The sequence below is a fragment of the Paraburkholderia steynii genome, assembly GCF_900100565.1.
GTDB classification, from domain to species: Bacteria; Pseudomonadota; Gammaproteobacteria; order Burkholderiales; family Burkholderiaceae; genus Paraburkholderia; species Paraburkholderia terrae.
Genome location: NZ_FNDI01000015.1, coordinates 89,339 through 115,146 on the forward strand (window position 1 = coordinate 89,339; position 25,808 = coordinate 115,146).

Genomic DNA, 25,808 nt, shown 5'->3' on the forward strand with positions numbered 1-25,808 from the left:
AAAAAATATCGTAAATCGTGCCGATACATTTTGAGATTTTTTGCCGCCTTGCAGCCGGAATTTTAATGCCGCTTTATCTAGGCTTGTACAAGGGTATTCACTCACCGGCGCAAATCATTCCGTATTCGACTGTCGATGCAAACCGCAATACGTCGAATGCGAAATGCTTTGCTTTTTCCGCGTTGCCTGTTCATTCGCAAGACGCAAAACCGGTTGGCGAATCACGCAGCGCACTTTTCAACGGACCGTGGATAGAACTTGATTGAACTGACAGACAAGGCGAGGGGCAGCAGATGCTGAGCGTTCTATCGAGAATCATCGACATTGGCATGGTCGCGCTCGGCGCGCTGATCGCGGCCGCGCTGCACGCAGGGCATTTCGTGTGGCTCGACGACATGCAAAGCGTGTCGCTGGCGTTCGACTGCCTGCTCGTGATCCTGTTCTTTCCGGCCCTCGGCATCTATCAGTCGTGGCGCGGCAAGCCGCTGTACGACCTGCTGTGGCGCGTGTCGATGGGCTGGTTGATGGTCGAGGTGACGGGCATCCTGATGAGCTTCAGCCTGCACCGTTCGGACATGCTGTCGCGCCTGTGGCTCGCGTACTGGGCCGGCGCGAGCGTGGTGCTGCTGATCGTCACGAAGGCGGTGGTGCATGCCGTGCTGCGCGGCCTGCGCCGCGAGGGCTTCAACCAGAAGAAAGTGGCTATCGTCGGTGGCGCGCCGTACGGCAAGTTTCTGATCGAGCAGATGCGCAGCCGTCCCGAAGCCGGCTTCAGCCCCGTGCTCGTCTATGACGAGAACGATAACCGCAGCCACTACGAAGACATCGACGAACCGGAAACGATCGAAGGCGTGGCCGTGCAGCGCGACTACGCGGCGATGATCGACGAGATGCGCCGCCGCTCGGTGCGCGAGCTGTGGATGGCGCTGCCGATGTCGAAAGAGAAGGTCATCCATCGCTTCGTGATGGAGTTCCGCAACGACTTCGTGAACATCCGCTTTATCCCGGATGTGCGCAGCCTGACGCTCCTCAACCAGCCGATGGTCGATCTGCTCGGCGTGCCCGCGATCAATCTCGCCGCGTCGCCGATCACCGATCTGCGCGTGCTGCCCAAGCGGATCTTCGACCGCCTGTTCGCACTCGCCGCGCTCACCGCGCTCACGCCGCTGCTGCTCGCGATCGCCGTGGCCGTGAAGCTTTCGTCGCCGGGCCCGGTGTTTTTCCGGCAACGGCGCAAGGGCATCGACGGACGCGAGTTCGAGATTTTCAAGTTCCGCTCGATGAAGGTCCACCAGGAACAGGCGGGCAAGATCACGCAGGCCACGCGCCGCGATCCGCGCATCACGCCCGTCGGCGCGTTCCTGCGCCGCACGAGCCTCGACGAACTGCCGCAGTTCATCAACGTGCTGCGCGGCGAGATGTCGGTGGTCGGTCCGCGTCCGCATGCGCTCGAACACGACGACATCTACAAGGATCTGGTGAAGGGCTACATGCACCGCTACCGGATCAAGCCCGGCATCACCGGCTGGGCGCAGATCAACGGCTATCGCGGCGAAACCGACCGCATCGAAAAGATGATGGGCCGCGTGAAGCTCGATCTGTACTACATGCAGCACTGGAGCTTCTGGCTCGACATCAAGATCGTTGGCCTGACTTTCTGGAAGGGCTTCGTGGGCAGCAACGCGTACTGACGCGCGTGGCGTCCATCGGATAGAACGCCTGGCGTTCTTCATTCACTGAACCATTCAATCTCCGAGGTGTAATTCATGAACCTGACGATCGTTGGAACCGGATACGTTGGCCTCGTGACGGGTGCCTGTCTGGCAGACATCGGGCACGACGTATTCTGCCTCGACGTCGATCAGCGCAAGATCGACGTGCTGAACAACGGCGGCGTGCCGATCCATGAGCCGGGTCTGCTGGAGATCATCGCGCGCAACCGCAAGGCGGGGCGCCTGAAGTTTTCGACGGATATCGAAGCGGCCGTCGCGCATGGCGACATCCAGTTCATCGCCGTCGGCACGCCGCCCGACGAGGACGGCTCGGCCGACTTGCAATACGTGCTGGCAGCGGCGCGCAATATCGGCCGCCATATGAAGGGCTTCAAGGTGATCGTCGATAAATCGACGGTGCCCGTCGGCACTGCGCGCCGCGTCGCGCAGGCCGTGCAGGAAGAGCTGAATGCGCGCGGCCTGAAGCAGATGTTCTCGGTCGTGTCGAACCCCGAGTTCCTGAAAGAAGGCGCCGCCGTCGACGACTTCACGCGGCCCGACCGGATCATCCTCGGTTGCGACGAGGACGTGCCGGGCGAAAAGGCACGCGAGCTGATGAAGCGCCTGTACGCGCCGTTCAACCGCAATCACGAACGCACGCTGTACATGGACGTGCGTTCCGCCGAGTTCACGAAATACGCGGCCAACGCGATGCTCGCGACGCGCATCTCGTTCATGAACGACCTCGCGAATCTCGCCGACCGCGTCGGCGCCGATATCGAAGCGGTGCGCCGCGGCATGGGCTCGGACCCGCGTATCGGCTACGACTTCCTGTACGCGGGCTGCGGCTATGGCGGCTCGTGCTTTCCGAAGGACGTGCAGGCGCTGATCCGCACGGGCAGCGAGATGGGCCACAACCTGCGCATTCTCGAAGCCGTCGAAGCCGTCAACGAAACGCAGAAGAAGATTCTCGCGCACAAGATCGTCGCGCGTCTGGGCGACGACCTGTCGGACCGCACGTTCGCCGTCTGGGGTCTTGCGTTCAAACCGAATACCGACGACATGCGCGAAGCGCCGAGCCGCGCGCTGATCGCCGAACTGCTGGCACGCGGCGCGAAGGTCGTGGCCTATGACCCCGTCGCCGTCGACGAATCGAAGCGCGTGTTCGCGCTCGACCTGAAGGACAAGCCGCAACATCTCGCGCGCCTCACGTTCGCCGACGAAGAAATGCAGGCGGCTGAGCAGGCTGACGCGCTGGTGATCCTCACCGAATGGAAGGTCTTCAAGAGCCCGGATTTCGACAGCCTCAAGACGCTGCTGAAAACGCCGTTGATCTTCGACGGCCGCAATCTGTACGAACCGGACACGATGCGCGAATTGGGCATCGAGTATCACGCGATTGGCCGTCAGCCTGCGCAATCCGAAGCCGCTGTCGCTTCGCTTGCCTCGGCTGCCACGGCTGCTGCGCTGTAACCCCTGGCGTCATCGACTGCAAAGAGGCCGCCCATGTTCGCGAACGTCCTGATCGTCTGCCACGCCAACGTGTGCCGCTCGCCGGCCGCCGAGCGGCTGTTCAAGTCGCGTCAGGACGCGCGCGGCGCGCAGCCCATTGCGTTTCGCTCGGCGGGCCTGCGCGCGATCGACGGATACGGCATGGACCCCGTCATGCGGCGTCTACTCGAAGAACGCGGCGTGGAAAGCGGCGCGCATCGCGCACGGCGGCTCGACGGCAAGCTCGTGCGTGATGCCGACCTGATCCTCGTCACGGAACAGCGGCAAGTCAAGGACGTGGAAGCGCTCGATCCCACGTCGCGCGGCAAGGTCTATGCGCTCGGCAAGTGGAACAAGTGGGGAAGCGCCGACGTCGTCGATCCGCATGGACGCGACGAAGGCGCGTATCGCGACAGCCTCGCGCACATCGAACACCTCGTCATGGGATGGCTGGACAAAATATGCTGAAACGAAATATTGCGTTAACTATTGCGCTGACGACTTTTCTGTCGGCGTGCGCGACCGCGCCGGGGAATTACCTCGACACGTCGCGCCTGAAGGAAGACTCGCAGAACAAGCCGGCCGAGACGTACCCGGTCACGCTGATCGATGCCTCGGTGATCCAGAAGCAGCAGGCGCAAACGGCAGATAGCATTGCGAAGCAGGTGCTGCCGCCGCCGGGCCCGTTCGCCGATCCGACGCAGTACATCTATCACGTCGCGCCGCAGGACATTCTCGGCATCACCGTGTGGGATCACCCGGAACTGACGACGCCTAACGGCAGCACGCTCTCTTCGGGCGGCAACACCACGCAGTCGATCGGCGGCGCGTTGCAGCAGCCGTACACGCAGGCGCTGCCGGGCCAGGCCGATCCGTACGGACAGACGGTCGCGCCCGACGGCACGATCTATTTCCCGTTCGTCGGCCGCATTCGCGCGTCGGGCCGGACCACGGCGCAGATCCGCGACGAACTCGGCAAGAAGCTGATTCCGTACATCCGCGATCCGCAGGTCGACGTGCGCGTGCTGTCGTACCGCAGCCAGAAGGTGCAGGTGACGGGCGACGTGAAAACACCGGGACCGCTCGCGCTGTCCGACGTGCCGCTCACGCTGGTCGACGCGATCACCCGCTCGGGCGGCTCGTCCGACAACGCCGATCTGCAGCGCGTGCGTCTCACGCGCAAGGGCAAGCTCTATGTGCTCGACGCGAACCGCATGCTCGACAAGGGCGATACCACGCAGAACGTGATGCTCGAATCCGGCGACATCGTCAACGTGCCGGACCGCAGCGACACGCGCATCTTCGTGATGGGCGAAGTGAAGACGCCGATCCCCGTGCCGATGAACAAGGGCGAACTGACGATCGCCGATGCGCTCACGCAGGCGGGCGGCATTCTCGACACCGACGCGAATCCGCGCCAGATCTATGTGATGCGCGGCATGAAGGAAAAGCCGACCACGCCCGACGTGTATCGCCTCGACATGACGCAGCCCGACGCGATCATGCTGTCGTCGCAATTCCAGTTGCAGCCGATGGACGTGGTGTACGTGGGCACGGCCGCCTCGACGACGTTCAACCGCGTGTTGCAACAGGTCCTGCCGACGGTGCAGACGCTGTTCTACCTGAAGCAGCTGACGCGCTGATGTCCTGACGTCTCATTGCAGTTGCAATGCCTGAACCGCTGCCGGCATCCCGGCGCTTCGCATCCGGAACACGAACGGATGCAACGCACCGGATGCCGCCGGCGACCCGACCCGGGTCAACCCTGAGCACTCAAGCGAGTATCCAAGTGAGCACTCAAGCCAATCCCCATCTGGCCATACAGGCCAGAACCGAAGAAGAGGACGTGGTCCTCGGCCAACTGCTACAGGTGATCATCGACGACATCTGGTGGCTGATCGGCATCGCCGCGACCATCGTCGCGATTGCCGGCTTCTACTGCTATGTCGCGAAGCCCGTGTATTCGGCCGATGCGCACGTGCGCGTGGAAACGTCGGACAACACGTCGCAGGCGCTCACGCAGACGCAAACGGGCGCGACGATCTCGACGGGACAGTCGACGATCCCGACCGACGCCGAGATCGAAATGATCAAGAGCCGCGGCGTGGTTGCGCCGGTGGTTCACGACATGAAGCTGAACTTCTCGATCGCGCCGAAGACGATTCCCGTGCTCGGCAGCCTCGCTGCGCGTCTCGCGACGCCGGGCCAGCCCGCCAAGGCGTGGCTCGGCCTCGGCTCGTATGCATGGGGCGGCGAAGTGGCCGACGTCGATTCGCTCGACGTGACGCCCGCGCTCGAAGGTCAGAAGCTGATCCTCACCGCGCTCGACAACGAACGCTACACGCTGATGACGCCCGACGGCCAACTGCTGTTGCGCGGCCAGGCGGGCCAGCCGGCGCAGGGCGGCGGCGTGACGATGCTGCTCAACAAGCTCGTCGCGCGGCCCGGCACGCAGTTCACGGTGATGCGCGCGAACGACCTCGACGCGATCGCCGCGTTCCAGTCCGCGATCAACGTGCAGGAGCAGGGCAAACAGACGGGCGTCATCTCGATCTCGCTCGAAGATCAGAGCCCCGAGCACGCAGCCGCTGTCGCCAATGCGCTCGCGCAGTCGTATCTGCTGGAGCATATCCGCACCAAGCAGGCCGACGCGAGCCGGATGCTCGACTTCCTGAAAAGCGAAGAGCCGCGCCTGAAGTCCGATCTCGAACGCGCGGAAGCGGCGTTGACGGCCTATCAGAGCAAGAGCGGTTCGATCAACGCAAGCGACGAGGCGAAGGTCTATCTGGAAGGCAGCGTGCAGTACGAGCAGCAGATCTCGGCTTTGCGCCTGCAGATTTCGCAACTCGAACAGCGCTACGGCGACGATCACCCGATGATCAAGGCCGCGCAGCAGCAGATGGCCGAACTCCAGGCGCAGCGCACGAAATACGCGGACCGTTTCCGCGATCTGCCCGCTACCGAAGTGAAGGCCGTGCAGTTGCAGCGCGACGCGAAGGTCGCCGAAGACATCTACGTGCTGCTGCTCAACCGCGTGCAGGAACTGTCCGTGCAGAAAGCGGGCACGGGCGGCAACGTGCATATCGTCGACGCCGCGCTGCGTCCCGGTTCGCCCATCAAGCCGAAAAAGGCGCTGATCCTGTCGGCGGCGACGATTCTCGGGTTGATCATCGGCACGGGTTTCGTGTTCCTGCGCCGCAATATGTTCAAGGGCATCGACGACCCCGAAACGGTCGAGCGCACCTTCCATTTGCCCGTCTATGGCCTCGTGCCGCTGTCGTCTGAACAGGCGCTGCTGGAGAACGCCGCGGTGCGCGGCGGCACGCGCCAGCGCGCGGTGCTCGCGAACGCGAAGCCGAAGGACGTGTGTATCGAAAGCCTGCGCAGCCTGCGCACGTCGATGCAGTTCACGCTGCAGGATTCGCGCAACCACATCGTGATGTTCACGGGCCCGCTGCCGGGCGTCGGCAAGAGCTTCCTGACGATCAACCTCGCCGTGCTCCTCGCGCATTCGGGCAAGCGCGTGCTGATGATCGACGGCGACATGCGGCGCGGCGCGCTCGAAAAGCATCTGGGCGGCTCGCAGGACAACGGCCTGTCGGAGTTGCTGAGCGGGCAGATTTCGTTGGAAGAAGCGGTGCGCGCAACGGAAATCGACAACCTGTCGTTCATCTCGTGCGGCCGCCGTCCGCCGAACCCGTCCGAACTGCTGATGTCGCCGCGCCTGCCGCAATACCTCGACGGGCTGGGCAAGCGCTACGACGTGATCCTGATCGACACGCCGCCCGTGCTGGCCGTGACCGACGCGTCGATCATCGGCGGCTATGCGGGCTCGACGTTCTTCGTCGTGCGCTCGGGCATGCACAGCGAAGGCGAGATCGCCGACGCGTTGAAGCGCCTGCATTCGGCGGGCGTACACGTGCAGGGCGCGATCTTTAACGCGATGCCGCCGCGCGCGCGCGGCAACTACGACCGCAGCTATGCGGCCGTGCAGGAATACCTGAGCACCTGATGCGCGCATTGGGTCTTGCCGCGAGGCAAGGCCCCTGCGCCGTCAACAAGCCACGGAGAGTACAGGATGAAGATAACGGTACTGGTGCCGACCTATCGCCGCCCGCAGGACCTCGCGCGCTGTCTCGCGGCCTTGCAGAAGCAGGAGCGCGTGCCCGACGAAGTGGTCGTGGTCGCACGTCCCGATGATGACGCGACGCATGCATGCCTCGCCGATCCCCTCGTGGTCGGCGCGTTGCCGCTGAACGTCGCCGCCGTCGAGTTGCCGGGTCAGGTGGCCGCGCTCAATCGCGGCCTCGATGCCGCGACAGGCGACGTGATCGCCATCACCGACGACGACGCCGCGCCGCACGCCGACTGGGTGCGCCGCATCGGCGCCGCGTTCGAGAGCGATGCACGCCTCGGTGCATTGGGCGGACGCGACTGGGTGCATCAGAAGGGCGGTGTGCTCGACGGCTCGCGCTTTCTGGTCGGCAAGATGATGAAGTCGGGCAAGATCATCGGCAACCATCACCTCGGCGTGGGCGAAGCGCGCGAAGTCGATCTGCTCAAAGGCGCGAACATGAGCTACCGGCGCGACGCGGTGCGCACGATCCGCTTCGACGGCCGCTTGCGCGGCGCGGGCGCGCAGGTCCACAACGACATGGCGTTCAGCATGAGCGTGAAGAACGCGGGCTGGAAGCTGGTCTACGATCCGCGCGTCGCCGTTGACCATTACCCCGCCGAACGTTTCGACGAAGACCGCCGCGATGCGCAGTCGCTGACGGCCGTGCGCAACGCCGCGTACAACCTGCATCTGACCCTGCGCGAGCAGTTGCCCGCCGGGCAGCGCGAAGTCGCGTGGTGGTGGTATGCGCTCGTCGGCACGCGCGTTTATCCAGGCGCGCTGCATGCGGTGCTGGCGCTGACGTCGAAGGGCGCGCGTACCAAGCTCGCGCGCTGGCATGCCGTGCGCACGGGCGCACGTGAGGCGCGTCGCGCGTATGCGCAGCAGCGCGGCACGGGCACCGGGACGGGGGTACACGCATGACGACAAAGGTCCACGTGCATCTGTTTTACGGCGCTGATCCGCGTTTCTACCGCCCGGGCGAGAACATCGGTTGCCTGTATGGCTATCACCACGCCGAGTCCGACGAATTCCAGCTGAGCTATTCGCAGGACGCGAAGGAGAGCAAGCCGGTACGTCTCGTGCGCCGCGCGCTGAAGACGCTGCTCGGTTTCGACCTGGTCCACACGCTGCGCAATCGCGACGAGATGCTACGGTCGGACGTGATCTGGACGCACACCGAACAGGAATGGCTATCGGCCGCGCTGATGCTGCTGATGAACGGCAAGCGCGAGACGCAACCGCTATTGCTCGCGCAAAGCGTGTGGCTGATCGACAAGTGGCCGAACTATGGCGTTCTGCGCCGCTGGTTTTATCGCAAGCTGATCGGGCGTGCCGATCTTCTGACGACGCTCGCGCGCGATAACGCCGAGTTGTGCCGCGAGTACTTTGGCCGCGACGCGACGCAGCTTTTCTACGGGCTGAACACGCGCGATTTTCCTGTGCAGCAGCCAAAGGCATGGCAACCGAATACGCCGCTGCGCATCGCCGCCATCGGCAACGATCGCGACCGCGACTGGGAAACGCTGATCAAGGCCGTCGGCAACGATCCGCGCTTTGCGGTGCGTCTCGCGACGCGCCGGCGCATTCCGCGCGCACTGCGCTCGCTGAACGTGCAAGTCGCGCCCGCAGCGGGCCTGAAGAAGCAGCGCGAACTGTACGACTGGGCCGACGTGGTTGTCGTGCCGCTGCGTCCTAACACGCATGCATCCGGTATCACGGTAATGCTGGAGGCGGCCGCCGTCGGCAAGCCGATGGTCGTGACGAACGTTGGCGGGTTGCAGGATTATTTTTCGGCGCGCGCAGCAGCGTATGTGCCGCCGTTCGACGCCGACGCGCTGCGCGAGGCGCTGCTCGGCCTCATCGCGTCGCCGGACGGAGCGCTGCAACAGGCGCAGGCGGCGTCGATGGAACTGGTGTCGCGCGATCACACGACGCAGCACTACGCGCAGCAGCACGTGAAGCTCACGCGCGATCTGCTGCGCCGGCAAGCGCAGCATGCGCATCCCGCGCAAAAGGCGAACGCCGGTGGAAACGCCCGCGTGCCGTCGCAGAGCCGGGGAGGGATGTAAGCGATGTCGTCGATTGCACGAGCCGGGATCGATAGCGCTGTGCGCGCCGTCAAGAGCGACAAGCGCCAGAAGAGCCAAAAGAGCATTTGGCTGCCGCCCGCGTTGCTGTGGCTCGTCACGGTGATGCTGATCGTTGCGCATCAGGGCACGGTGCTGACGCTCGCGTTCCCGGTACTGTCGATCGCCGTCGGTTTCTGGCTGTACTTCAAGGCGCCCGCGAAATACGTCGGCTACATGTGGTGGCTGTGGTTCCTGAGCCCAGAAGTGCGGCGTCTCGCCGACTGGTCCAAGGGTGCCTTCACGCCGACCAGTCTGATCCAGGTCGCGCCCCTCGCCGTGACGATGATCAGCGGGCTGTCGCTGATCCGCTTCTACCCCGTGCTCGCGCAACGGCGCGGTCTGCCCGTCCTGCTGGTGCTGGCGGGGCTTGGGTATGCGTTCATGATCGGCGTCGTCTCCAGCGGCCCGCTGGCGGCCCTGTACGACCTCGCAAACTGGGTCTATCCGATCCTGATCGGCTTTCACATCATGGCTTACTCGCGGCAGTACCCGGAATTCCGCGAGACCATCATCAATACCTTTATCTGGGGCATGTTGCTGATGGGCGGCTACGGCCTCGTGCAGTTCTTCATCATGCCGCAGTGGGACGCGCTGTGGATGCTCGGCTCGCAGATGAATTCGCAGGGCGACCCGGTGCCGTTCGGCGTGCGCGTGTTCAGCACGATGAATTCGTCGGGCCCGTTCGCGCTCGCGATGATGGGCGCGATGGTCTACGTGATGGCCGCGAACCATCGCGTGCGCTGGGTGGCGGGCGCGCTCGGCTTCCTGTCGTTTTGTCTGTCGCTGGTGCGCTCGACGTGGGGCGGCTGGGTGATCGCGATGCTGATCCAGCTCGCCAAGTCGAACAACAAGGTGCGTATCCGCATCGTTGCGAGCGCGGTGCTGCTGGTTGGCCTGTGCGTGCCGCTGCTAGCGATCGGCCCGGTCGCCGAGCGGATGCAGGCGCGTCTCGACACGATCGTCAATCTGCACGACGACCAGAGCTACGCTGCGCGTAACGAGTTTTACGCGACCTTCGCGAAAACCGCATTCACCGATGTGACGGGCGAAGGGCTGGGCGCGACGGGCACCTCGACCAAGCTGTCGAACGACGGCGGCCAACTCGGCCAGTACGGCAACTTCGACAGCGGCGTGATGAACATTCCGTTCGTGCTCGGCTGGCCGGGCACGCTGCTGTACATGTCGGGCGTGATCTGGCTGCTGGTGCGCGCGCTGCGCGCCTCGTTCAAGTTGCGCGACGACAAGTTCGCGTCCGCTTCGCTGTCGCTCGCGCTGGCGATCTTCGCGATGCTGGTGTTCACCAATTCGCTCGTCGGCACGGGCGGCCTGCTGCTCTTCATGGGCGTGTTTTCGATTATTTCCGCGGCGCACTGGCAGAAGCTGAACCGGCGCCGCCAATCATTCTTTCCTGGAGGCCACTGATTGAGAGTCGCCATCGTCACGCACGTAGTGCGTCATAACGACGGGCAGGGCCGCGTCAATCACGAGATCGCGCGCGCGGCGCTCGACGAGAACATCGAGGTCACGCTGGTCGCCTCGCATGTCGCGCCCGAACTGCTCGAACATCCGCTGGTGCGCTGGGCGCCCGTGAAAATCGGCCGCTTCTGGCCGACCAATCTGCTGCGCCAGCAGGTGTTCGCGTTGAAGAGCGCGTGGTGGCTGCGCAAGCACCGCGCCGAATACGACGTGCTGCACGTCAACGGCTTCATCACGTGGATGCCCGCCGACGTGAACACCGCGCACTTCGTCCATAGCGGCTGGTTCAACAGCAAGTACTACCCGTTCGGTTTGAGCAAGGGTTTGTGGTCCGCGTATCAGTTCGTCTATACGCGCGTGAATGCCGTGCTCGAAGGCTGGGCGTATCGACGTTCGCGCGTGATCACGGCCGTGTCGCAGAAGGTCGCGACCGAGATCGCAGCGATCGGTCTGACGCCGCGCAACCGGCTCGACGTGATCTATAACGGCGTCGATACGCAGGGCTTTGCCGCTGCGCAGGGCGACCGCACGCGTTTCAAGTTGCCCGAAGACAAATTCCTGCTGCTGTTCGTCGGCGATCTGCGCACGCCGCGCAAGAATCTCGGCACGGTGCTCAAGGCGTTGAAGCATCTGCCCGAGCACGTGCATATGGCGGTGGCCGGTTATCTGCCCGGCAGTCCGTATCCGGAAGAAGCGAAGGCGCTCGGCATCGCGGACCGCGTGCATTTTCTCGGCCTCGTGAAAGAGATGCCCGTGCTGATGCATTCCGTCGATGCGTACGTGTTTCCGTCGCGCTACGAAGCGATGAGCCTGTCGCTGCTCGAAGCGATGGCGGCGGGTCTGCCTGTCGTCACGGCGCACACGGCGGGCGGGGCGGAGATCATCACGCCCGAATGCGGCATCGTGCTCGACGATCCCGACGATCCGCAGGCGCTCGCGCAAGCCGTGGGACGTCTCGCATCGGACGACGCGCAACGGCTCGCGATGGGCCGCGCGGCCAACGAACTCGCGACGGGCTTCGGCTGGGCGCGCATGGCGCAGCAGTACATCGCGCTGTACCGGCAGATTGCGGGGCAGCGCGAAGACCGCCGCCGCGCGAAAAACATCAGTGACAACGACGCCGAACCGTTGGCGGCGAACGTGCTCGCAGGCCCGCAACGCGCGGATCGCGCGTGACGCAGGCCGCTTGACGCGCACATCGACAAAACGACAAGGAAAGCACACACCATGACCACTCGTTCCATCAAATCGCTGCAGATCGGCATGCACTGGTTTCCCGAGCGCGCGGGCGGTCTCGACCGCATGTATTACTCGCTGATTGGCGCGCTGCCCGGCGCAGGCGTCGAAGTGCGCGGCGTCGTCGCGGGCTCGGAGCGCGTCGCGCAGGACACCAACGGCGCGATCCAGGGCTTCGGTTCCGCGGCGCAATCGCTGCCGCTGCGCCTGATGGCCGCGCGCCGCGCGCTGCGCCGCGAGATTCGCGAGCAGCGTCCCGACGTGATCTCGTCGCACTTCGCGCTGTACACGTTTCCTGGCCTCGACGCGATGCGCGGCATTCCGCAGGTGTCGCATTTTCAGGGGCCGTGGGCTGATGAGAGTCACGTCGAAGGCGCGGACTCGCTCGGGCAGCGCGCGAAGCGTTATCTGGAGCAGACGGTGTATGCGCGCTCGTCGCGGCTGATCGTACTGTCCGATGCGTTCGGCCGCATTCTGACGTCGCGCTACGGCATTCCCGCCGACCGCGTGCGCGTCGTGCCGGGCTGCGTGAATGTCGACCAGTTCAATCTGCCGTTGACGCAAAACGAAGCACGCCTGCGCCTGCAACTGCCGCTCGGCCGGCCGATCGTGCTGGCCGTGCGGCGTCTCGTGCGGCGCATGGGGCTCGAGGATCTGATCGATGCGGTGAAGGTCGTCAAGCGTCGCAATCCCGACGTGCTGCTGTTGATCGCAGGGAAGGGGCGCTTGCAGGTGGAATTGCAGCAGCGCATCGACGACGCCGGTCTCGGCGACAACGTGAAGCTGCTCGGCTTCGTGCCGGACGAGCATCTGGCGGCGCTCTATCGCGCTGCCACGATCAGCGTCGTGCCGACTGTGGCGCTCGAAGGGTTCGGGTTGATCACCGTCGAATCGCTGGCGTCGGGAACGCCCGTGCTGGTGACGCCCGTGGGCGGTCTGCCGGAAGCGGTGGCGGGGCTGTCGCAGGATCTCGTGCTGCCTTCGACGGGCGCGGATGCGATCGCCGATGGTCTGGGCAAGGCGCTGGATGGAACGATCAGGCTGCCGGATTCGGATGCTTGCCGTGCGTATGCGCGGGCCAATTTCGATAACCCGGTGATCGCGAAGCGGGTCGCGGCCGTGTACAACGAGGCGATTCAGGCGGCGGCGTAGGGGCGGATAACGCCGTTAGGGAAAGGGACGGCCGTGAGCCGTCCCTTTCTTTTTGCGGCACCGGGCGGCCAGGCATTCGTCGCTGACCAGCGCCGCTATAATTCCGATATTTAAGGAATTATCTAGGTTTCACACAACTCACGACGCTTAATTCCTTGAATATCAGAACTATTGACAGTTCGCACATTTCCCACCCATAATTCCGATATTCTCGTAATTATCGATCTCATGACTTCCGTGAGACGGTTTATTCCTGGAATCCCGGAACTATGGCTCGCACCTTGCCTCGACCCACCTCCGTCAACCCATTAGCTGGCGACATGGCAGCCTTGGGTCAGCTCGTGCGTAACCGGCGTGCGCAAAGCGAGCTTCGCATCGACGACGCCGCCGATATGCTCGGCATCTCCAAAGACGTGCTGTCGCGGCTGGAAAACGGCCGCTCGGTCAGTCTCGACAAGGTGTTCAAGGTGTTGAACGGACTCGGTCTGAACATGCTGATTTTCACGAACCAGCAAATCAGCGCGGTGCTGGACGCCGTCGAACCGTTCGACGCGAACACGGCGCCCGGCACGCCGCGCGAGACGTCCTGATGCCCCACGCCCTCCATGTCACGGCACACGAAGGGGCCGTAGGCCGTCTGGACTTCGACGCGCGCCAAAGCCTCTACCGCTTCGACTACGACGCCGGTTGGCCGGGCCGCCGGAATGCGTTTCCACTGTCTCCGCACATCCCGCTATCACGCGACGAGCCGCCGGCGGGCGCCGTGCATCGATTCATCGCCAATCTGTTGCCGGAGGGGCGGGCGCTCGATGTCGCGTCGGTCGTCTATCAGGTGTCGAAAGACAACACGTATGGGCTTATCCGGATGCTCGGCAAGGAGCCCGTCGGCGCCTTGAGCTTTCTTGCAGCGGACGAAGACGGCCAGCCCGTTCACCCGGAACAACGGCCGCCCGCGCGCCGCGAAATTTCACCCGATGAACTGAGCCAGCGCATCCGCGAGCGCGACGTGATTCCGTTCCCTGTATGGGATGGCAAGGTTCGCCTGTCGGTGGCGGGCTATCAGGACAAGCTGCAAGTGCTGGTGGAAGGCGATCGCATCGCTCTTGCCGACGGGCCGCTCAGCTCGACGCACATCCTGAAACCGGAATCGCGCAGCCCCGTCACGCCCTGCATGGTCGCGAACGAGCATTACTGCATGACGCTGGCGTCCCGCATGGGCTTGCTCACCGCGCCCGTTTCGATCCGGCGCATTCCCGAGCCGATCCTGTTGATCGGGCGGTTCGACCGGACGGTCGAGCTGGACCCGTCGGATGGCGAGTCCGTTCAGGCCGTGCGGCGGCGGCATGTGATCGACGGCTGCCAGGCGCTCGATCTACCCGTCACGTTCAAATACGAGCGCAATTTCGGCAACACGCCGGACGTGCGCAACATCCGCGAAGGCGTGAGCTTCGAGAAGCTGTTCGCGCTTCAGCGGCACCTCGACAATCCCGCTGCCGCGCGTACCTTCATGATCCGGTGGGCGCTGTTTCAACTGTTGATCGGCAACAGCGACGCGCATGGAAAGAACCTGTCCTTTTTCATGCATGGCGGCGGTCTCGAACCCGCGCCGCTTTACGACCTGGTATCCGTCAATGCGTATGGCGAGCGCGTCGAGCAGGACATGGCGATGGGCTATGGCGACGCCTTCCGGCTGGAGGACATCACGCCGTTCGCGCTGGCGGATTTCGCGCGGCGAACGGGCACGGTGCCACGCTTTCTCGGCCGCGAAATGACGCGCATGGCGCAGGCCGCGAAGGCGCTCGCGCCGGAGTTGGCACGTTCGGACGGCTATGTCGGCGACGAACGGGCGCTGGTGCATACGATATCGGACTTCATCGCCGTGCAAGCCGAACGGCTGCTGCAATTCGCGCCGATGGTCCCGCAGGTCGACCGCAAGCTGCTTTAGAAAAGCAAAAGGGCGCTTCACGCGCCCTTTTGCGGTCAGTGGTCAGAAGCCGCTATCAGCACGACACCCCATTCTGATTGCGCGCAACATCTGCCTCGACCATCATCTTGCACAACTGCTCGAGCGAGGTCTCCGGGTTCCAGCCGAGCTTCTCGCGTGCCTTGTCCGCGCAGCCGATCAGCAGATCGACTTCGGCAGGGCGGTAGAACTTCGGGTTCACGCGAATCAGCGTCTTGCCCGTGCGTACGTCGATACCCTTTTCGTTCTCGTTGCGGCCCGACCATTCGAGCTGATAACCCGCAGCGGCAAACGCCATCTTCACGAAATCGCGCACCGTCTCCGTGCGGTTCGTCGCGAGCACGTAGGTGTCGGGTTCATCCGCCTGCAGCATGCGCCACATGCCTTCGACGTATTCGAGTGCGAAGCCCCAGTCGCGCTTCGCATCGAGATTACCGAGTTCGAGCACGTCGGCTTTGCCTAGCTTGATCTTCGCGACGGTGTCGGTGATCTTGCGCGTGACGAACTCGCGACCGCGCAGCGGCGATTCGTGATTGAACAGAATACCGCTCGTCGCGAACATGCCATACGACTCGCGATAATTGATCGTCGACCAGTGCGCGAACAGCTTGGCGACACCATACGGGCTGCGCGGATAGAACGGCGTTTCTTCGCGTTGCGGCACGGCCTGCACCTTGCCGAACATCTCCGACGTCGACGCCTGATAGAAGCGCATCTTCGGGTTCACCGTGCGAATGCCTTCGAGCAGATTCAATACGCCCACGCCCGTGACCTGCGCGGTCGTAGAAGGCTGGTCGAACGACACGCCGACGAAGCTCTGTGCTGCGAGGTTGTAAAGCTCGTCGGCCTGCACGGTGTCGAGCAGACGCAGCGTCGAGCCGGCGTCGGTCAGATCGTGCTCGACGAGTTGCAGATTCGGATTGTCCATCACGCCGAGTTCTTCCATCCGCCAGAAATTGACAGAACTGGTGCGGCGATACGTGCCTGTGACCTGATAGCCCTTGCCGAGCAACAGTTTCGTCAGATAGGCGCCGTCCTGGCCGGATACGCCCGTGATGATAGCTTTGCGTTGTGTGGTCATGAGTTGCCTCTCGTCGGGTTGTCGGAAGTGGAGTGAAGCGGGGATGCGGCGCGTGGCGGCTGGTCTTGCGCGTCGGCTGCGACGCCGAACACACGCCGCACGAGCGGATCGATCACCTGAAAATCCTGCTGCGCCTTCACGCGATACAGTTCGGGCTTCGGATGCGCGCCGTCGGACATATGGGTCTTCCAGTCGGCCATTGCGGAGATTTCCGCGTAGTGGTCGACGAGCGGGACCTGCTGTTCGGCCGCGACGCGCCGTGTCATCGCGGCCATTTCAGCGAGCCGTGCATTCAGACGCCCATCGGGCATCGGGTTCGAGGTTTGCAGCACGGGCAGCTTGCCGAGCGCCTGCGCCGTTTTCACGAGATCGGTTTCCGCCTGATAGAACTGCTCGGGCGTCTGGTTGTGCATCACTTCGTTGATGCCGTAATTGATCGTGACGATCTGCGCATTCGATGCTGCCAGACGGTCTTTCCATGGGCCGTTGCGGCCCGGGCCTGTGCCGTCGCGCAATTGCGTCGCCATCGTGCCGCCGACGCCGTCATTCACGACCGACACGCGCCCGCCATATTTCGCGCGCAATGCGTCCTGCAGATACGTCACCGCGTTATCGGCGCGCGGCCCACAGCGGCCGTCGCTGCACGAAATGCCGAGCGTGGTCGAGTCGCCGTAGGCTTCGATCAGCACTTGCGGCTGTGCGCGTTGGTCAGCATGTGCGAGCGCGGCGGCGCAAAAGAGCGCGCACAGCGCGGCACGCAGCATCGGCGCGCGCGTCATGCGCTTGTCCTCGATGCTTCGCGTGTCGCATGCAACGCGGCGTCGGGCTGTTGGCTACGCGTCGCGCTACCATGAATCAGGCGGCGCTCGAAGCCGAACCACGATGCGCTTGCATAGACCAGCGTGATCGCGAGCGCGAGCGCGGCCGTCGTGTAGCGGTTGTAATGCAGAGGCCAGAGCGCGTAGAGAACGGTCAGGTGGATCAGGTAGATCGTGTAGCTGATCGTGCCGATATAGACGAGTACGGGATTGCACAGCACACGCTTGACGATGCCCTTGCTCTGCAGCGCAATTACGACGACCGACGTACACAGCAACAGCGACACGCTATACAGCCCCGCATTCGACAGCGGCGTATTGGCCGCGCGAAAACGCGGATAGTGCAGATGCAGCCACGCGAGCACGGCCAGCGCGACGCACACGCCGAGGACGGCCAGCAGCTTGAACGGCGCAAGCGCGTTCGCATCGCGCCGCACGGCGACGGCGAGCAGCGCGCCCGCCGCCAGCAGATCCATGCGGAACGGCGTCAGGTAATAGATCGGCCAGAACGAATCGAACCACGGCGTCGCGACGGCGCGCAGCACGGGAACGAGCACGATCAGCGCGCCCGCGACATAGCCGAGCGCACGCTCGGGCACGAACAGGATCACGAACGGCCAGACAATATAGAACTGCTCTTCGACGGCGAGCGACCACAGCACGTTCAGGCTGTCATGGCCGCTCTGGTTGAGCGCATCGCCGATATTCGTCGCGAAGAACGCATACCACTCCCAGTGCTGCGCCCAGCCGAAGCCGAACAGCAGCGACGACACCACCATCAGCAGCAGATACGGCGGCAGGATGCGGCGCGCGCGGCGTGCATAGAAGTAGCTGAAATACGACTGCTGGCGCGCCTTGCGATCCAGCAGGATGCCCGTGATCAGAAAGCCGCTCAGCACGAAGAACAGGTCGACGCCCATCCACAGCGGCGCCTTCAGCGCATGCTGCGCGAACACCGCGAGCACGGCGATCGCACGCAAGCCGTCGAGCTGGACGATGCGTCGGTGATGAGAGGGCGTAGCGGGCAGGGTGCTGGCTGTCATGAGCGTCCGTGTATGCGCCTGATGCGGCTGTCAATGGGCCATGCACGGTGTCGCGAGGCGATCACCATGAAGACGGTAAAAACGGGTTTGATTCTAGGTAAATAAAAACCCTAAAAAACACGAATGAAATAAACGAATTGATTTGAATAATGGAAAGCGGATTTTCATATCCGCATACGACCGGTTACACCTCGAAACATCCACGCGATGTGAACCGGTAAGAACTTCGGATCGGATGGTCGTATCGGTAAATGACGGGGGTTTCAAGCAAAAAAATGCCCGAAAAAAATTCGGCGCACATTTTTTCTGCTTTCTTTTCGTGCGTTTCAACCGACGAATAATTTTGAATTATTTGCGAATTTCGTCCTGCATTCTTTGCACTTACCGTTAAGCGCTGATTGGATCAATGGGCATTAACGCCACTGAGCGTATTGCACCGCCATTCGAATTTCCGCCTTGCATCCGGCGAACACGCATCGTTATCGCCTGCCTTCGTTTCGCCTCGACTGGAGAACTCGCGTTGTCCCGACTCACGCTTGCCCGCGCGATGTGCGCGTTTGCCCTTCTCGCGACACTGCATGCGTTCGCCGAACCCGCGCTGAACGTGCAGACGTCATGGATCGGCAATACCTTCGGTTTTGGCGACGGCGCATGGACGCAGATCAACATCACGGCGCTCGCGGTATCGCCTGATGGCAAGGTCTATACGAACGCGCCGTGGGACGAGAGCGGCGCGGAAGCGAGCGTCTATGAGAACGGCAAGATGCTCGGCTTCGCGGGCGGCACGCACGGCTGGGGCAACAGCGGCGGCAACGCGATCGCGATCAACAAACGCTATGCGTATGTGGCTGTCGGCGTCGGCAACGAGAAGGGGCATCTCGTCGGGCAGGGCGTGTGGCCGGACAAGGGCCGCCAGTGGTACGGCATCTCGCGGCGCGAGATCGGCGATACGAAGCGCGTCGCCGCGTTCCAGGCCGCCGTGAGCAGCATCGATCCCCATGCGAAGGCGGCCGCCGCGTTCGCGATGGTCAACGATGTGCCCACGGGCACGCGCGGCGACATCAACGGGCTTGCTGCGAGCGATACGACGCTCTACGCGTCGAACACGTCGCAGAACCGCGTCGAGGTGTACGACGCCGAATCGATGCAGCGCAAGGCGCAGTGGAGCGTGCCTGCACCGGGCCGCATCGCGCGCGCGGGCGACGGCACGCTGTGGGTGCTCACGGACACGCTCGGCGACAAGCCGAAAGTGGCGCACCTGGACGCGAACGGCCAGCGTCTGAAAGACGAACTACCGCTGCCTGCCGACACGGTTGCCGTCGATATCGCCGTCGATCCTCAAGGCCGCGTGCTGATCGCCGATAACGGCCCGCGCCAGCAGGTGCTGTTCTTCAGCAAACGCGATGGCGGCTATGCGCTGACATCGACGCTCGGCGAGCGCGGCGGCATTTTCTCGGGCGTCGCGGGCAAGCCGGGACCACAGCGCTTCAACGGACTCACAGGCGTGGGCGTCGATGCGCGCGGCAACGTCTACGTATCGACCAACGGCATCGGTCCGCGCTTCGAGCCGACGGGCGCGGGCCTGGGCGCGACGCTCGAAAGCTATGCGCCCGACGGCAAGCGCGTGTGGCAGGTCGAAGGGCTGCTGTTCGTCGATGGCGCGTGGATGGACCCGGCGCGGCCCGACAGCGTCTATACGGGCAACAAGCGCTTCACGCTCGATCTGTCGAAGCCGGCGGGCCAGCAATGGACCTACGCGGGCTTCCTGACGAACCGCTTCAGGTATCCCGACGATCCCGTCTTCAACACCGACCAGTGGCCGGGCCTGCCCATCGCCCGCAAGCTGAAGGGCCGCACGTTCCTGTTCCTCACGGACATGTACGCGGACCATCTGAAGATCTATCGCTTCGACGGCGGCCGCGACGGCGAGACGGCGACGCCTTCGGGCTTCATCGCGGGCCGCGAGCGTGCCGTACTGAAGGTGCCGAACGCGCCGAAGGGCGGCGACTGGATCTGGCGCGACAGCAACGGCAATGGCCGCTTCGATGCCGACGAGTTCACGCCGAACACGACGGGCACGCACCTCGCGGGCGGCTGGGGCTGGTGGGTGGACACGAACGGCGACATCTGGCGCGCGCGCGATTCGAAGGGCATCAACCGCTTCCGGTTCGGCGGTCTCGATGCGAAGGGCAATCCCGTCTACTCGTACGCGGACATGACTTCATACCCGGTGCCGCAACCGTTCAGCGAAGTCAAACGCGCGATCTACGACCCGCAAACCGATTCGATGTATGTGACGGGCTACACAGCCGAAGCGCCGTTCGACCGCGGCTTCTGGAAGGAAGTGGGCCGCGTGATGGTGCGCTACGACAAGTGGTCGAGCGGCAACCCCGTTGCGCGCTACACGCTGCCGCTGCCGTGGGACACGAAAGCGAAGCCCGTCTCGACGCTGATCGGCCTCACCGTCGAAGGCAAGTACGTGTTCGCTGTCGAGCCCGTCGGCACCGTACACGTCTACGACAAGGAGACGGGCACGCCCGTCGGCACGATGCAGCCGGGGCCGGAAGTGGGCCATGCATCGGGCTGGGTCGACGTGCCCAACGGCATCAGCGCGTATCGCCGCGACGACGGCGAGTACCTCGTGTTCGTCGAAGAAGACGCGCGCGGCAAGGTCCTGATGTACCGCTGGAAACCAGCATCAAAGACATAAACAACACGCTTCTCCACCCACACGCTACCCAAACCTATGACTGACCAGAAAGGCATCCGATGGATAAAGGCATCCTCAGAAACGTAGTGATCAACCTGATCGGACTGGTGTTGCCGACGTTTGTATCGCTCGTCACGGTGCCGTCGTACATCAAGCTGCTGGGCGTCGAACGCTACGGCGTGATCAGCCTCGTCTGGACGCTGATCGGCTACTTCAGCATTCTCGACCTCGGCATGAGCATGGCCGCGCAAAACCACATCTCGAAGGCGCGTGCATCGAACGATGAGCAGGCGTGCGAGCAGGTGTTCTGGAGCGCGACGTGGCTGAACCTGGCGACGGGCATCGTCGGCGGGCTCGTCATTTACTTCGGCGCGGCGCTCTATACCGCGTATTTCTCGAAGGTGTCGCCCGAGTTGCAGCACGAGGTCTATATGGCGCTGCCGTGGCTCGCGGTAGCGATTCCGCTCGCCAACGTGTCGTGGGTGTTCGCGGGCGCGATCAATGGCGCGGAACGCTTCGGCATCTACAACACCAACCAGACGCTCGGCACATTCCTGTTCCAGTTGCTACCGCTCGCCGCCGCATGGATGATGGGGCCGACGTTGCAGAACGTGCTCGCGGCGGCCGTCGTCGCGCGTTTGCTCGCCGCGATCCTGCTCGGACGCTCGGCGCTCAACGTGCTCGGCATCCGCCATATCCGCGCGCCGCAGTTCAAGGTCGCTAAGGGGCTCTTCAACTTCGGCGGCTGGATGCTGATTGCGAGCATCTCGGGGATGGTCGCCGAATCGCTTGACCGCGTGATGCTCGGCACGAGTCTCGGCGCGCGTTTCGTCACGTACTACACGGTGCCGCAGAACCTCGTCACGCGCCTGAACATCGTGCCGACTGCGCTGCAGCGCACGCTGTTTCCGCGTCTGTCGGCAGTGGGCCGGGACGACGCCGACGTCATCATGCGGCAGTCGCTTGAATTCCTGAACGGCGTGTTCACGCCCATTGCGCTGGTTGCGATCATCGTGCTCGAACCGTTCCTGCATGCGTGGGTGGGCAGCGAAGTCGCCGACGCGGGCGGCCCCGTGGGACGCATTCTGATCATCTCCGTGTGGCTCGTCGGCCAGGCGAACCTCGCGCGCATTCTTATTCAATCGCAGGTCCATCCTGCGACCGCCGCGCGCCTCGGTCTCTTCGAGCTGCCTTTCTTCGCGGGCGCGCTGTGGTTCGGCATTGCGCATTTCGGGCTCACGGGCGCGGCCGTCGTCGTGGCCGCGCGCGGCCTGTTCGACTACGTCGCGCTGCTGAAACTGTCGGCCATTCACGCGCGCCCGATCGTGCTCGACATGCTCGCGCATCTTGCTTTTCTGGTGGGCACGTTGTGGCTCGCCACCTTGCTCTCCAGCCTGCCGATGGCCATTGCCGCGGGCGCGCTCATCGTGAGCGCGAACGTCGCGTGGTCGCTCACGATGACCCCTGCATTGCGCGATCTTGCGCGTTCGCTGCTTGTGCGTCTGAAGTTGCGACTCAATCCGAGGAATAGCGCATGAACCACGATATCGTTGAAGAAGACCTCCTGCGTCCCACGCCCGTGACGCGCGATGCGGGCCGCGATCTCATCACGACCACGCCCGGTGCAAAGCCGCCCGCGAAACGGCGCGGCGCGCGCAGCGTCGGTCCGGTGCGTGTCGCCATCATTCACGACTGGCTCGTCACCTATGCGGGCGCCGAGCGCGTGCTCGAACAGATCGTCGCGTGTTTTCCGGAGGCGGACATCTTCAGCCTCGTCGATTTTCTCGACGACCGCACGTTCCTGCGCGGCAAATCCGTGACGACCTCGTTCATCCAGAAGCTGCCGAAGGCGCGCACGAAGTACCGCAGCTATCTGCCGCTGATGCCGCTCGCGATCGAACAGCTCGACGTGTCCGCGTACGACGTCGTGATCTCGAGCAGCCATGCCGTCGCGAAGGGCGTGCTGACGGGCCCGGACCAGGTGCATATCAGCTACGTGCATTCGCCGATCCGCTATGCGTGGGATCTGCAGCATCAGTATCTGCAGCAGTCGAAGCTGACGAGCGGCCCGAAGTCCGCGTTGGCGCGGATGATCCTGCATTACATGCGCAACTGGGATATCCGCACGTCGAATTCCGTCGATGCGTTCGTCGCGAACTCCGAGTTCATCTCGCGACGCATCCACAAGGTCTATCAGCGTGATTCCGAAGTGATCTTTCCGCCCGTCGACGTCGAGTCGTTTTCGCTATGCGAAGAGAAGGACGACTTCTATCTGACGGCCTCGCGCATGGTGCCGTACAAGAAGATCGACCTGATCGTCGAGGCGTTTGCGCGGATGCCCGAGCGCAAGCTGGTCGTGATCGGCGACGGCCCCGACATGCAGAAGGTGCGCGCGAAGGCGACGCCGAACGTGCAGATCATGGGCTATCAGCCGTTCAACGTGTTGCGCGATCACATGCGCCGCGCGAAGGCGTTCGTGTTCGCAGCGGAAGAAGACTTCGGCATTTCCGTGGTGGAAGCGCAGGCGTGCGGCACGCCCGTGATTGCATACGGCAAGGGCGGGGCGCTCGAAACCGTGCGCGACCAGTACGAGTCGCATCCGACGGGGATTTTCTTCAACGAGCAGACGGCCGATTCGATCATCGGCGCGATCGAGGATTTCGCCGACGATCCCACGCGCTTTAGGCCCGCCGATTGCCGCGCGAATGCCGAGCGTTTTTCGATCCGGCATTTCCGCGAGCGCTTCTTTGGCTTCGTGCGCGAAACGGTGCCCGCGTTGCAGGGGGCGACGCTGCCTGTGGATGAACCGCCCGCGAAGGTTAGCGAACCGAAGCCGGCATCGAGCGCCTTGCGCGTGCTTGCGATTGATCAGAGCGGCGTGATGGGTGGCGCCGAACTGTCGCTGCTGGAAGTCGTGAAGGCGCTCAAGGCGCGCGTGCAGGTCGTGCTGTTTGATGACGGACCGTTTCGCATGGCGCTGCATCGCGAGGGCGTGGCCGTCGATGTGCTCGATCCCGGCGCCACGCGCGACATCCGCAAGCAGGGCGGCACGCCGCCCATCGCGAAGGCGGTGAAGGGCGTTGCATCACTGGTTCGCGCGACGGTCGCGCGGGCCCGTCAGAGCGACGTGATCTACGCGAACACGCAGCGGGCGATGGTGATTGGCGCGATTGCTGGGCGCTTCGCGGGGCGTCCTGTGGTCTGGCATCTGCGCGATATTGTTAGCCCCGAGCATTTCGGCAGCAAGCAGCTTGCGATCATCAAATGGTGCGCGAAATTGGGGCTTGCGCATGTGATCGCCAATTCGGCGGCTTCGGCGCGTGCGTTTGCCGAGCTGACCAGTTTTGGCGACAAGCGCATCGATGTGGTGTTCAACGGGATTTCTGCGGCGCCGTTCAGTGCGTTGCGGGATACGCCGCAAAGTGTCCTGCGTGCGCGGCTGAAGCTGCCGCAGGATGCGTTTCTTGTCGGCTCGTTTAGCCGTCTTGCGCAGTGGAAGGGGCAGCATGTGTTGCTCGAGGCGATGGTGCTCAATCCGCAGATGCATGCGGTTCTGGTGGGCGCGCCGCTGTTTGGTGAAGATGCTTACGAGGCCCGGCTACGGGAGTTTGTTGCGTCGAATGGGCTTCAAGGGCGGGTGCATTTTCTTGGGTTTCAGGATGATGTGGCTGCGTGCATGTGTGCTGTCGATGTCGTTGCGCATACTTCGATTACGCCGGAGCCGTTTGGTCGCGTGATCGTTGAGGGGATGTTGGCGCGGCGGCCGGTCGTGGCGGCACGAGCTGGTGGTGTGGTTGAGATCATCGATGATGGCGTGAATGGGTTGATGTGTACGCCGGGCGATGCGCATGCGCTGGCCGATACGCTTGCTGAGTTGCGGTCGGATCAGGCGCTGCGCGACCGGCTTGTTGCGCAGGGGTATCAGACCGCTGTGCGGAAGTTTGGGACGCAGGCGTATGTCGAAGGGGTAGAGAGGATTCTTGCCACTGTGGCGAATGGGGTTTGAGTTTTTGTTTTTTTGTCTGCGACGCAGGGGCGGTGTTTTTTGCTCTTGCGATGGGATCCGCGGTTTGGCTTCGTGGTTCGTGGTTCGTGGCGCGGCCGGTTTGGTTGTTCTGGCCTTTGCGCTGGCCTCCGCGTTATGCCTTCATGCTTCAAGCGTTGCCGGTCGGTGTATTAGCCTTTGCGCTGGCATCCGCGATTTGTTAGCGTGCTTCACACGTCGCCCCTGTGCGGGGCGGCACCTACTTTTCTTTGCCGCCGCAAAGAAAAGTAGGCAAAAGAAAGCGGCTAACACCGCCAGTTCTTGTTCTTGCCTGAGGGCCCCCACAGGGTCTTACGCTTCACACGGCAGCCTTTCTGTTTGCGTGCGTTGCCAACGCTTCGAATGATCGCCTCACCCACTTCAAACACCCGCAGAAGAGCTCGCGGCAGCGAATGATATGTGCCGCCCAGGTGGCAAACTGTGTGTAGGTTGTCGCGTCGTATAGCCTGGCGCTCTTACAAGGTGGGACGCGTGTGCTATTGGTCCGAAGTGAGGCGTGTGTGGTGCTACGGCCTACACACAGTTTGCCACCTGGGCGGCAGTGGAATAGCTGGCACGGCGCGCTGTAGTGCGGGAGCGTGAAGCGGGTGAGGCGCACCGCAAGAGCGCTGGCAACGAACGTGGGTCACGTGGTTGCCGTGTGAAGCGTAAGACCCTTTGGGGGCCCTCAGGCAAACACAAGAACTGGCGGTGTTAGCCGCTTTCTTTTGCCTACTTTTCTTTGCGGCGGCAAAGAAAAGTAGGTGCCGCCCCGCACAGGGGCGACGCTTGAAGCGCGCTAACAAATCGCGGATGCCAGCGCAAAGGCCAAAACACCAACCGGCAACGCCTG

Annotated in this window: 18 protein-coding genes; 15 read left to right on the forward strand and 3 right to left on the reverse strand. The window is 63.5% G+C overall.

Annotated features, from left to right (window positions below; translation table 11 throughout):
* Positions 1-293: 293 nt before the first annotated feature.
* From BLT65_RS25530 to BLT65_RS25585, 12 genes are all read left to right on the forward strand, one after another.
* Positions 294-1,691: an undecaprenyl-phosphate glucose phosphotransferase gene (locus BLT65_RS25530; protein ID WP_091782408.1), complete on the forward strand. Its 1,398-nt coding sequence runs from the start codon at positions 294-296 to the stop codon at positions 1,689-1,691.
* Between the two features lie 75 nt (positions 1,692-1,766).
* Positions 1,767-3,185 carry a UDP-glucose dehydrogenase family protein gene (locus BLT65_RS25535; protein WP_091782410.1) on the forward strand — a complete coding sequence of 473 codons (1,419 nt, stop codon included), beginning with the start codon at positions 1,767-1,769 and terminating at the stop codon, positions 3,183-3,185.
* A 33-nt stretch (positions 3,186-3,218) separates the two neighbouring features.
* The gene (locus tag BLT65_RS25540; protein ID WP_091782412.1) at positions 3,219-3,671 is read left to right on the forward strand and encodes a low molecular weight protein-tyrosine-phosphatase; all 453 of its coding nucleotides are present in this window, start codon (positions 3,219-3,221) and stop codon (positions 3,669-3,671) included.
* A complete protein-coding gene (locus BLT65_RS25545; RefSeq protein WP_091782414.1) occupies positions 3,665-4,846 on the forward strand; it encodes a polysaccharide biosynthesis/export family protein in 1,182 nt (393 codons plus the stop codon). The genes BLT65_RS25540 and BLT65_RS25545 overlap by 7 nt, the downstream gene beginning before the upstream one ends.
* A gap of 92 nt (positions 4,847-4,938) precedes the next feature.
* Positions 4,939-7,215, forward strand: coding sequence for a polysaccharide biosynthesis tyrosine autokinase (locus tag BLT65_RS25550; RefSeq protein WP_425273149.1), 2,277 nt, complete (start codon positions 4,939-4,941; stop codon positions 7,213-7,215).
* A gap of 66 nt (positions 7,216-7,281) precedes the next feature.
* Positions 7,282-8,244, forward strand: coding sequence for a glycosyltransferase family 2 protein (locus tag BLT65_RS25555; protein ID WP_091782416.1), 963 nt, complete (start codon positions 7,282-7,284; stop codon positions 8,242-8,244).
* Positions 8,241-9,392, forward strand: coding sequence for a glycosyltransferase family 4 protein (locus BLT65_RS25560; RefSeq protein WP_091782418.1), 1,152 nt, complete (start codon positions 8,241-8,243; stop codon positions 9,390-9,392). The genes BLT65_RS25555 and BLT65_RS25560 overlap by 4 nt, the downstream gene beginning before the upstream one ends.
* 3 nt (positions 9,393-9,395) lie before the next feature.
* Positions 9,396-10,874 (forward strand): glucose-6-phosphate isomerase, encoded by a 1,479-nt coding sequence (locus BLT65_RS25565; RefSeq protein WP_091782421.1) that lies wholly within the window; start codon positions 9,396-9,398, stop codon positions 10,872-10,874.
* Positions 10,875-12,104 (forward strand): glycosyltransferase family 4 protein, encoded by a 1,230-nt coding sequence (locus BLT65_RS25570; RefSeq protein ID WP_091782423.1) that lies wholly within the window; start codon positions 10,875-10,877, stop codon positions 12,102-12,104.
* A gap of 51 nt (positions 12,105-12,155) precedes the next feature.
* Entirely contained in the window at positions 12,156-13,316 is a 1,161-nt protein-coding gene (locus BLT65_RS25575; protein ID WP_042314222.1) for a glycosyltransferase family 4 protein, read from the forward strand.
* A gap of 320 nt (positions 13,317-13,636) precedes the next feature.
* A complete protein-coding gene (locus BLT65_RS25580; protein WP_091782426.1) occupies positions 13,637-13,906 on the forward strand; it encodes a helix-turn-helix domain-containing protein in 270 nt (89 codons plus the stop codon).
* A complete protein-coding gene (locus BLT65_RS25585) occupies positions 13,906-15,261 on the forward strand; it encodes a HipA domain-containing protein (RefSeq protein WP_091782429.1) in 1,356 nt (451 codons plus the stop codon). Before BLT65_RS25580 ends, BLT65_RS25585 begins: the two co-directional genes overlap by 1 nt.
* A 55-nt stretch (positions 15,262-15,316) precedes the next feature.
* On the opposite strand, the gene gmd is transcribed toward BLT65_RS25585, so the two are convergent.
* The 3 genes from gmd to BLT65_RS25600 are packed head-to-tail and all read right to left on the reverse strand — an operon-like array spanning position 15,317 to position 18,221.
* On the reverse strand, positions 15,317-16,360 hold the full coding sequence (gene gmd, locus BLT65_RS25590) for a GDP-mannose 4,6-dehydratase (RefSeq protein ID WP_042314227.1): 1,044 nt from the start codon (positions 16,358-16,360) through the stop codon (positions 15,317-15,319).
* A complete protein-coding gene (locus tag BLT65_RS25595) occupies positions 16,357-17,139 on the reverse strand; it encodes an SGNH/GDSL hydrolase family protein (RefSeq protein WP_091782432.1) in 783 nt (260 codons plus the stop codon). Before BLT65_RS25595 ends, gmd begins: the two co-directional genes overlap by 4 nt.
* On the reverse strand, positions 17,136-18,221 hold the full coding sequence (locus BLT65_RS25600; RefSeq protein WP_091782434.1) for an acyltransferase family protein: 1,086 nt from the start codon (positions 18,219-18,221) through the stop codon (positions 17,136-17,138). The genes BLT65_RS25595 and BLT65_RS25600 overlap by 4 nt, the downstream gene beginning before the upstream one ends.
* 520 nt (positions 18,222-18,741) lie before the next feature.
* On the opposite strand from BLT65_RS25600, the gene BLT65_RS25605 reads away from it, so the two are divergent.
* From BLT65_RS25605 to BLT65_RS25615, 3 genes are read left to right on the forward strand one after another with little or no spacing between them, the layout of a single operon-like run.
* Positions 18,742-20,931 (forward strand): NHL repeat-containing protein, encoded by a 2,190-nt coding sequence (locus tag BLT65_RS25605; RefSeq protein WP_091782436.1) that lies wholly within the window; start codon positions 18,742-18,744, stop codon positions 20,929-20,931.
* 59 nt (positions 20,932-20,990) lie between these two features.
* On the forward strand, positions 20,991-22,469 hold the full coding sequence (locus tag BLT65_RS25610; RefSeq protein WP_091782440.1) for an oligosaccharide flippase family protein: 1,479 nt from the start codon (positions 20,991-20,993) through the stop codon (positions 22,467-22,469).
* Positions 22,466-24,937, forward strand: coding sequence for a glycosyltransferase family 4 protein (locus tag BLT65_RS25615; protein WP_091782442.1), 2,472 nt, complete (start codon positions 22,466-22,468; stop codon positions 24,935-24,937). Before BLT65_RS25610 ends, BLT65_RS25615 begins: the two co-directional genes overlap by 4 nt.
* The last annotated feature ends 871 nt before the right edge of the window (positions 24,938-25,808 follow it).

What these genes read in the sequence shown, in the direction of transcription:
- BLT65_RS25545 (WP_091782414.1), top strand. Translation starts at nt 3,665, where the DNA reads ATGCTGAAACGAAATATTGCGTTAACTATTGCGCTGACGACTTTTCTG.
- BLT65_RS25595 (WP_091782432.1), bottom strand. Translation starts at nt 17,139, where the DNA reads ATGACGCGCGCGCCGATGCTGCGTGCCGCGCTGTGCGCGCTCTTTTGC.
- gmd (WP_042314227.1), bottom strand. Translation starts at nt 16,360, where the DNA reads ATGACCACACAACGCAAAGCTATCATCACGGGCGTATCCGGCCAGGAC.
- BLT65_RS25540 (WP_091782412.1), top strand. Translation starts at nt 3,219, where the DNA reads ATGTTCGCGAACGTCCTGATCGTCTGCCACGCCAACGTGTGCCGCTCG.
- BLT65_RS25550 (WP_425273149.1), top strand. Translation starts at nt 4,939, where the DNA reads ATGCCGCCGGCGACCCGACCCGGGTCAACCCTGAGCACTCAAGCGAGT.
- BLT65_RS25560 (WP_091782418.1), top strand. Translation starts at nt 8,241, where the DNA reads ATGACGACAAAGGTCCACGTGCATCTGTTTTACGGCGCTGATCCGCGT.
- BLT65_RS25585 (WP_091782429.1), top strand. Translation starts at nt 13,906, where the DNA reads ATGCCCCACGCCCTCCATGTCACGGCACACGAAGGGGCCGTAGGCCGT.
- BLT65_RS25555 (WP_091782416.1), top strand. Translation starts at nt 7,282, where the DNA reads ATGAAGATAACGGTACTGGTGCCGACCTATCGCCGCCCGCAGGACCTC.
- BLT65_RS25565 (WP_091782421.1), top strand. Translation starts at nt 9,396, where the DNA reads ATGTCGTCGATTGCACGAGCCGGGATCGATAGCGCTGTGCGCGCCGTC.
- BLT65_RS25610 (WP_091782440.1), top strand. Translation starts at nt 20,991, where the DNA reads ATGGATAAAGGCATCCTCAGAAACGTAGTGATCAACCTGATCGGACTG.
- BLT65_RS25580 (WP_091782426.1), top strand. Translation starts at nt 13,637, where the DNA reads ATGGCAGCCTTGGGTCAGCTCGTGCGTAACCGGCGTGCGCAAAGCGAG.
- BLT65_RS25600 (WP_091782434.1), bottom strand. Translation starts at nt 18,221, where the DNA reads ATGACAGCCAGCACCCTGCCCGCTACGCCCTCTCATCACCGACGCATC.
- BLT65_RS25530 (WP_091782408.1), top strand. Translation starts at nt 294, where the DNA reads ATGCTGAGCGTTCTATCGAGAATCATCGACATTGGCATGGTCGCGCTC.
- BLT65_RS25535 (WP_091782410.1), top strand. Translation starts at nt 1,767, where the DNA reads ATGAACCTGACGATCGTTGGAACCGGATACGTTGGCCTCGTGACGGGT.
- BLT65_RS25615 (WP_091782442.1), top strand. Translation starts at nt 22,466, where the DNA reads ATGAACCACGATATCGTTGAAGAAGACCTCCTGCGTCCCACGCCCGTG.
- BLT65_RS25575 (WP_042314222.1), top strand. Translation starts at nt 12,156, where the DNA reads ATGACCACTCGTTCCATCAAATCGCTGCAGATCGGCATGCACTGGTTT.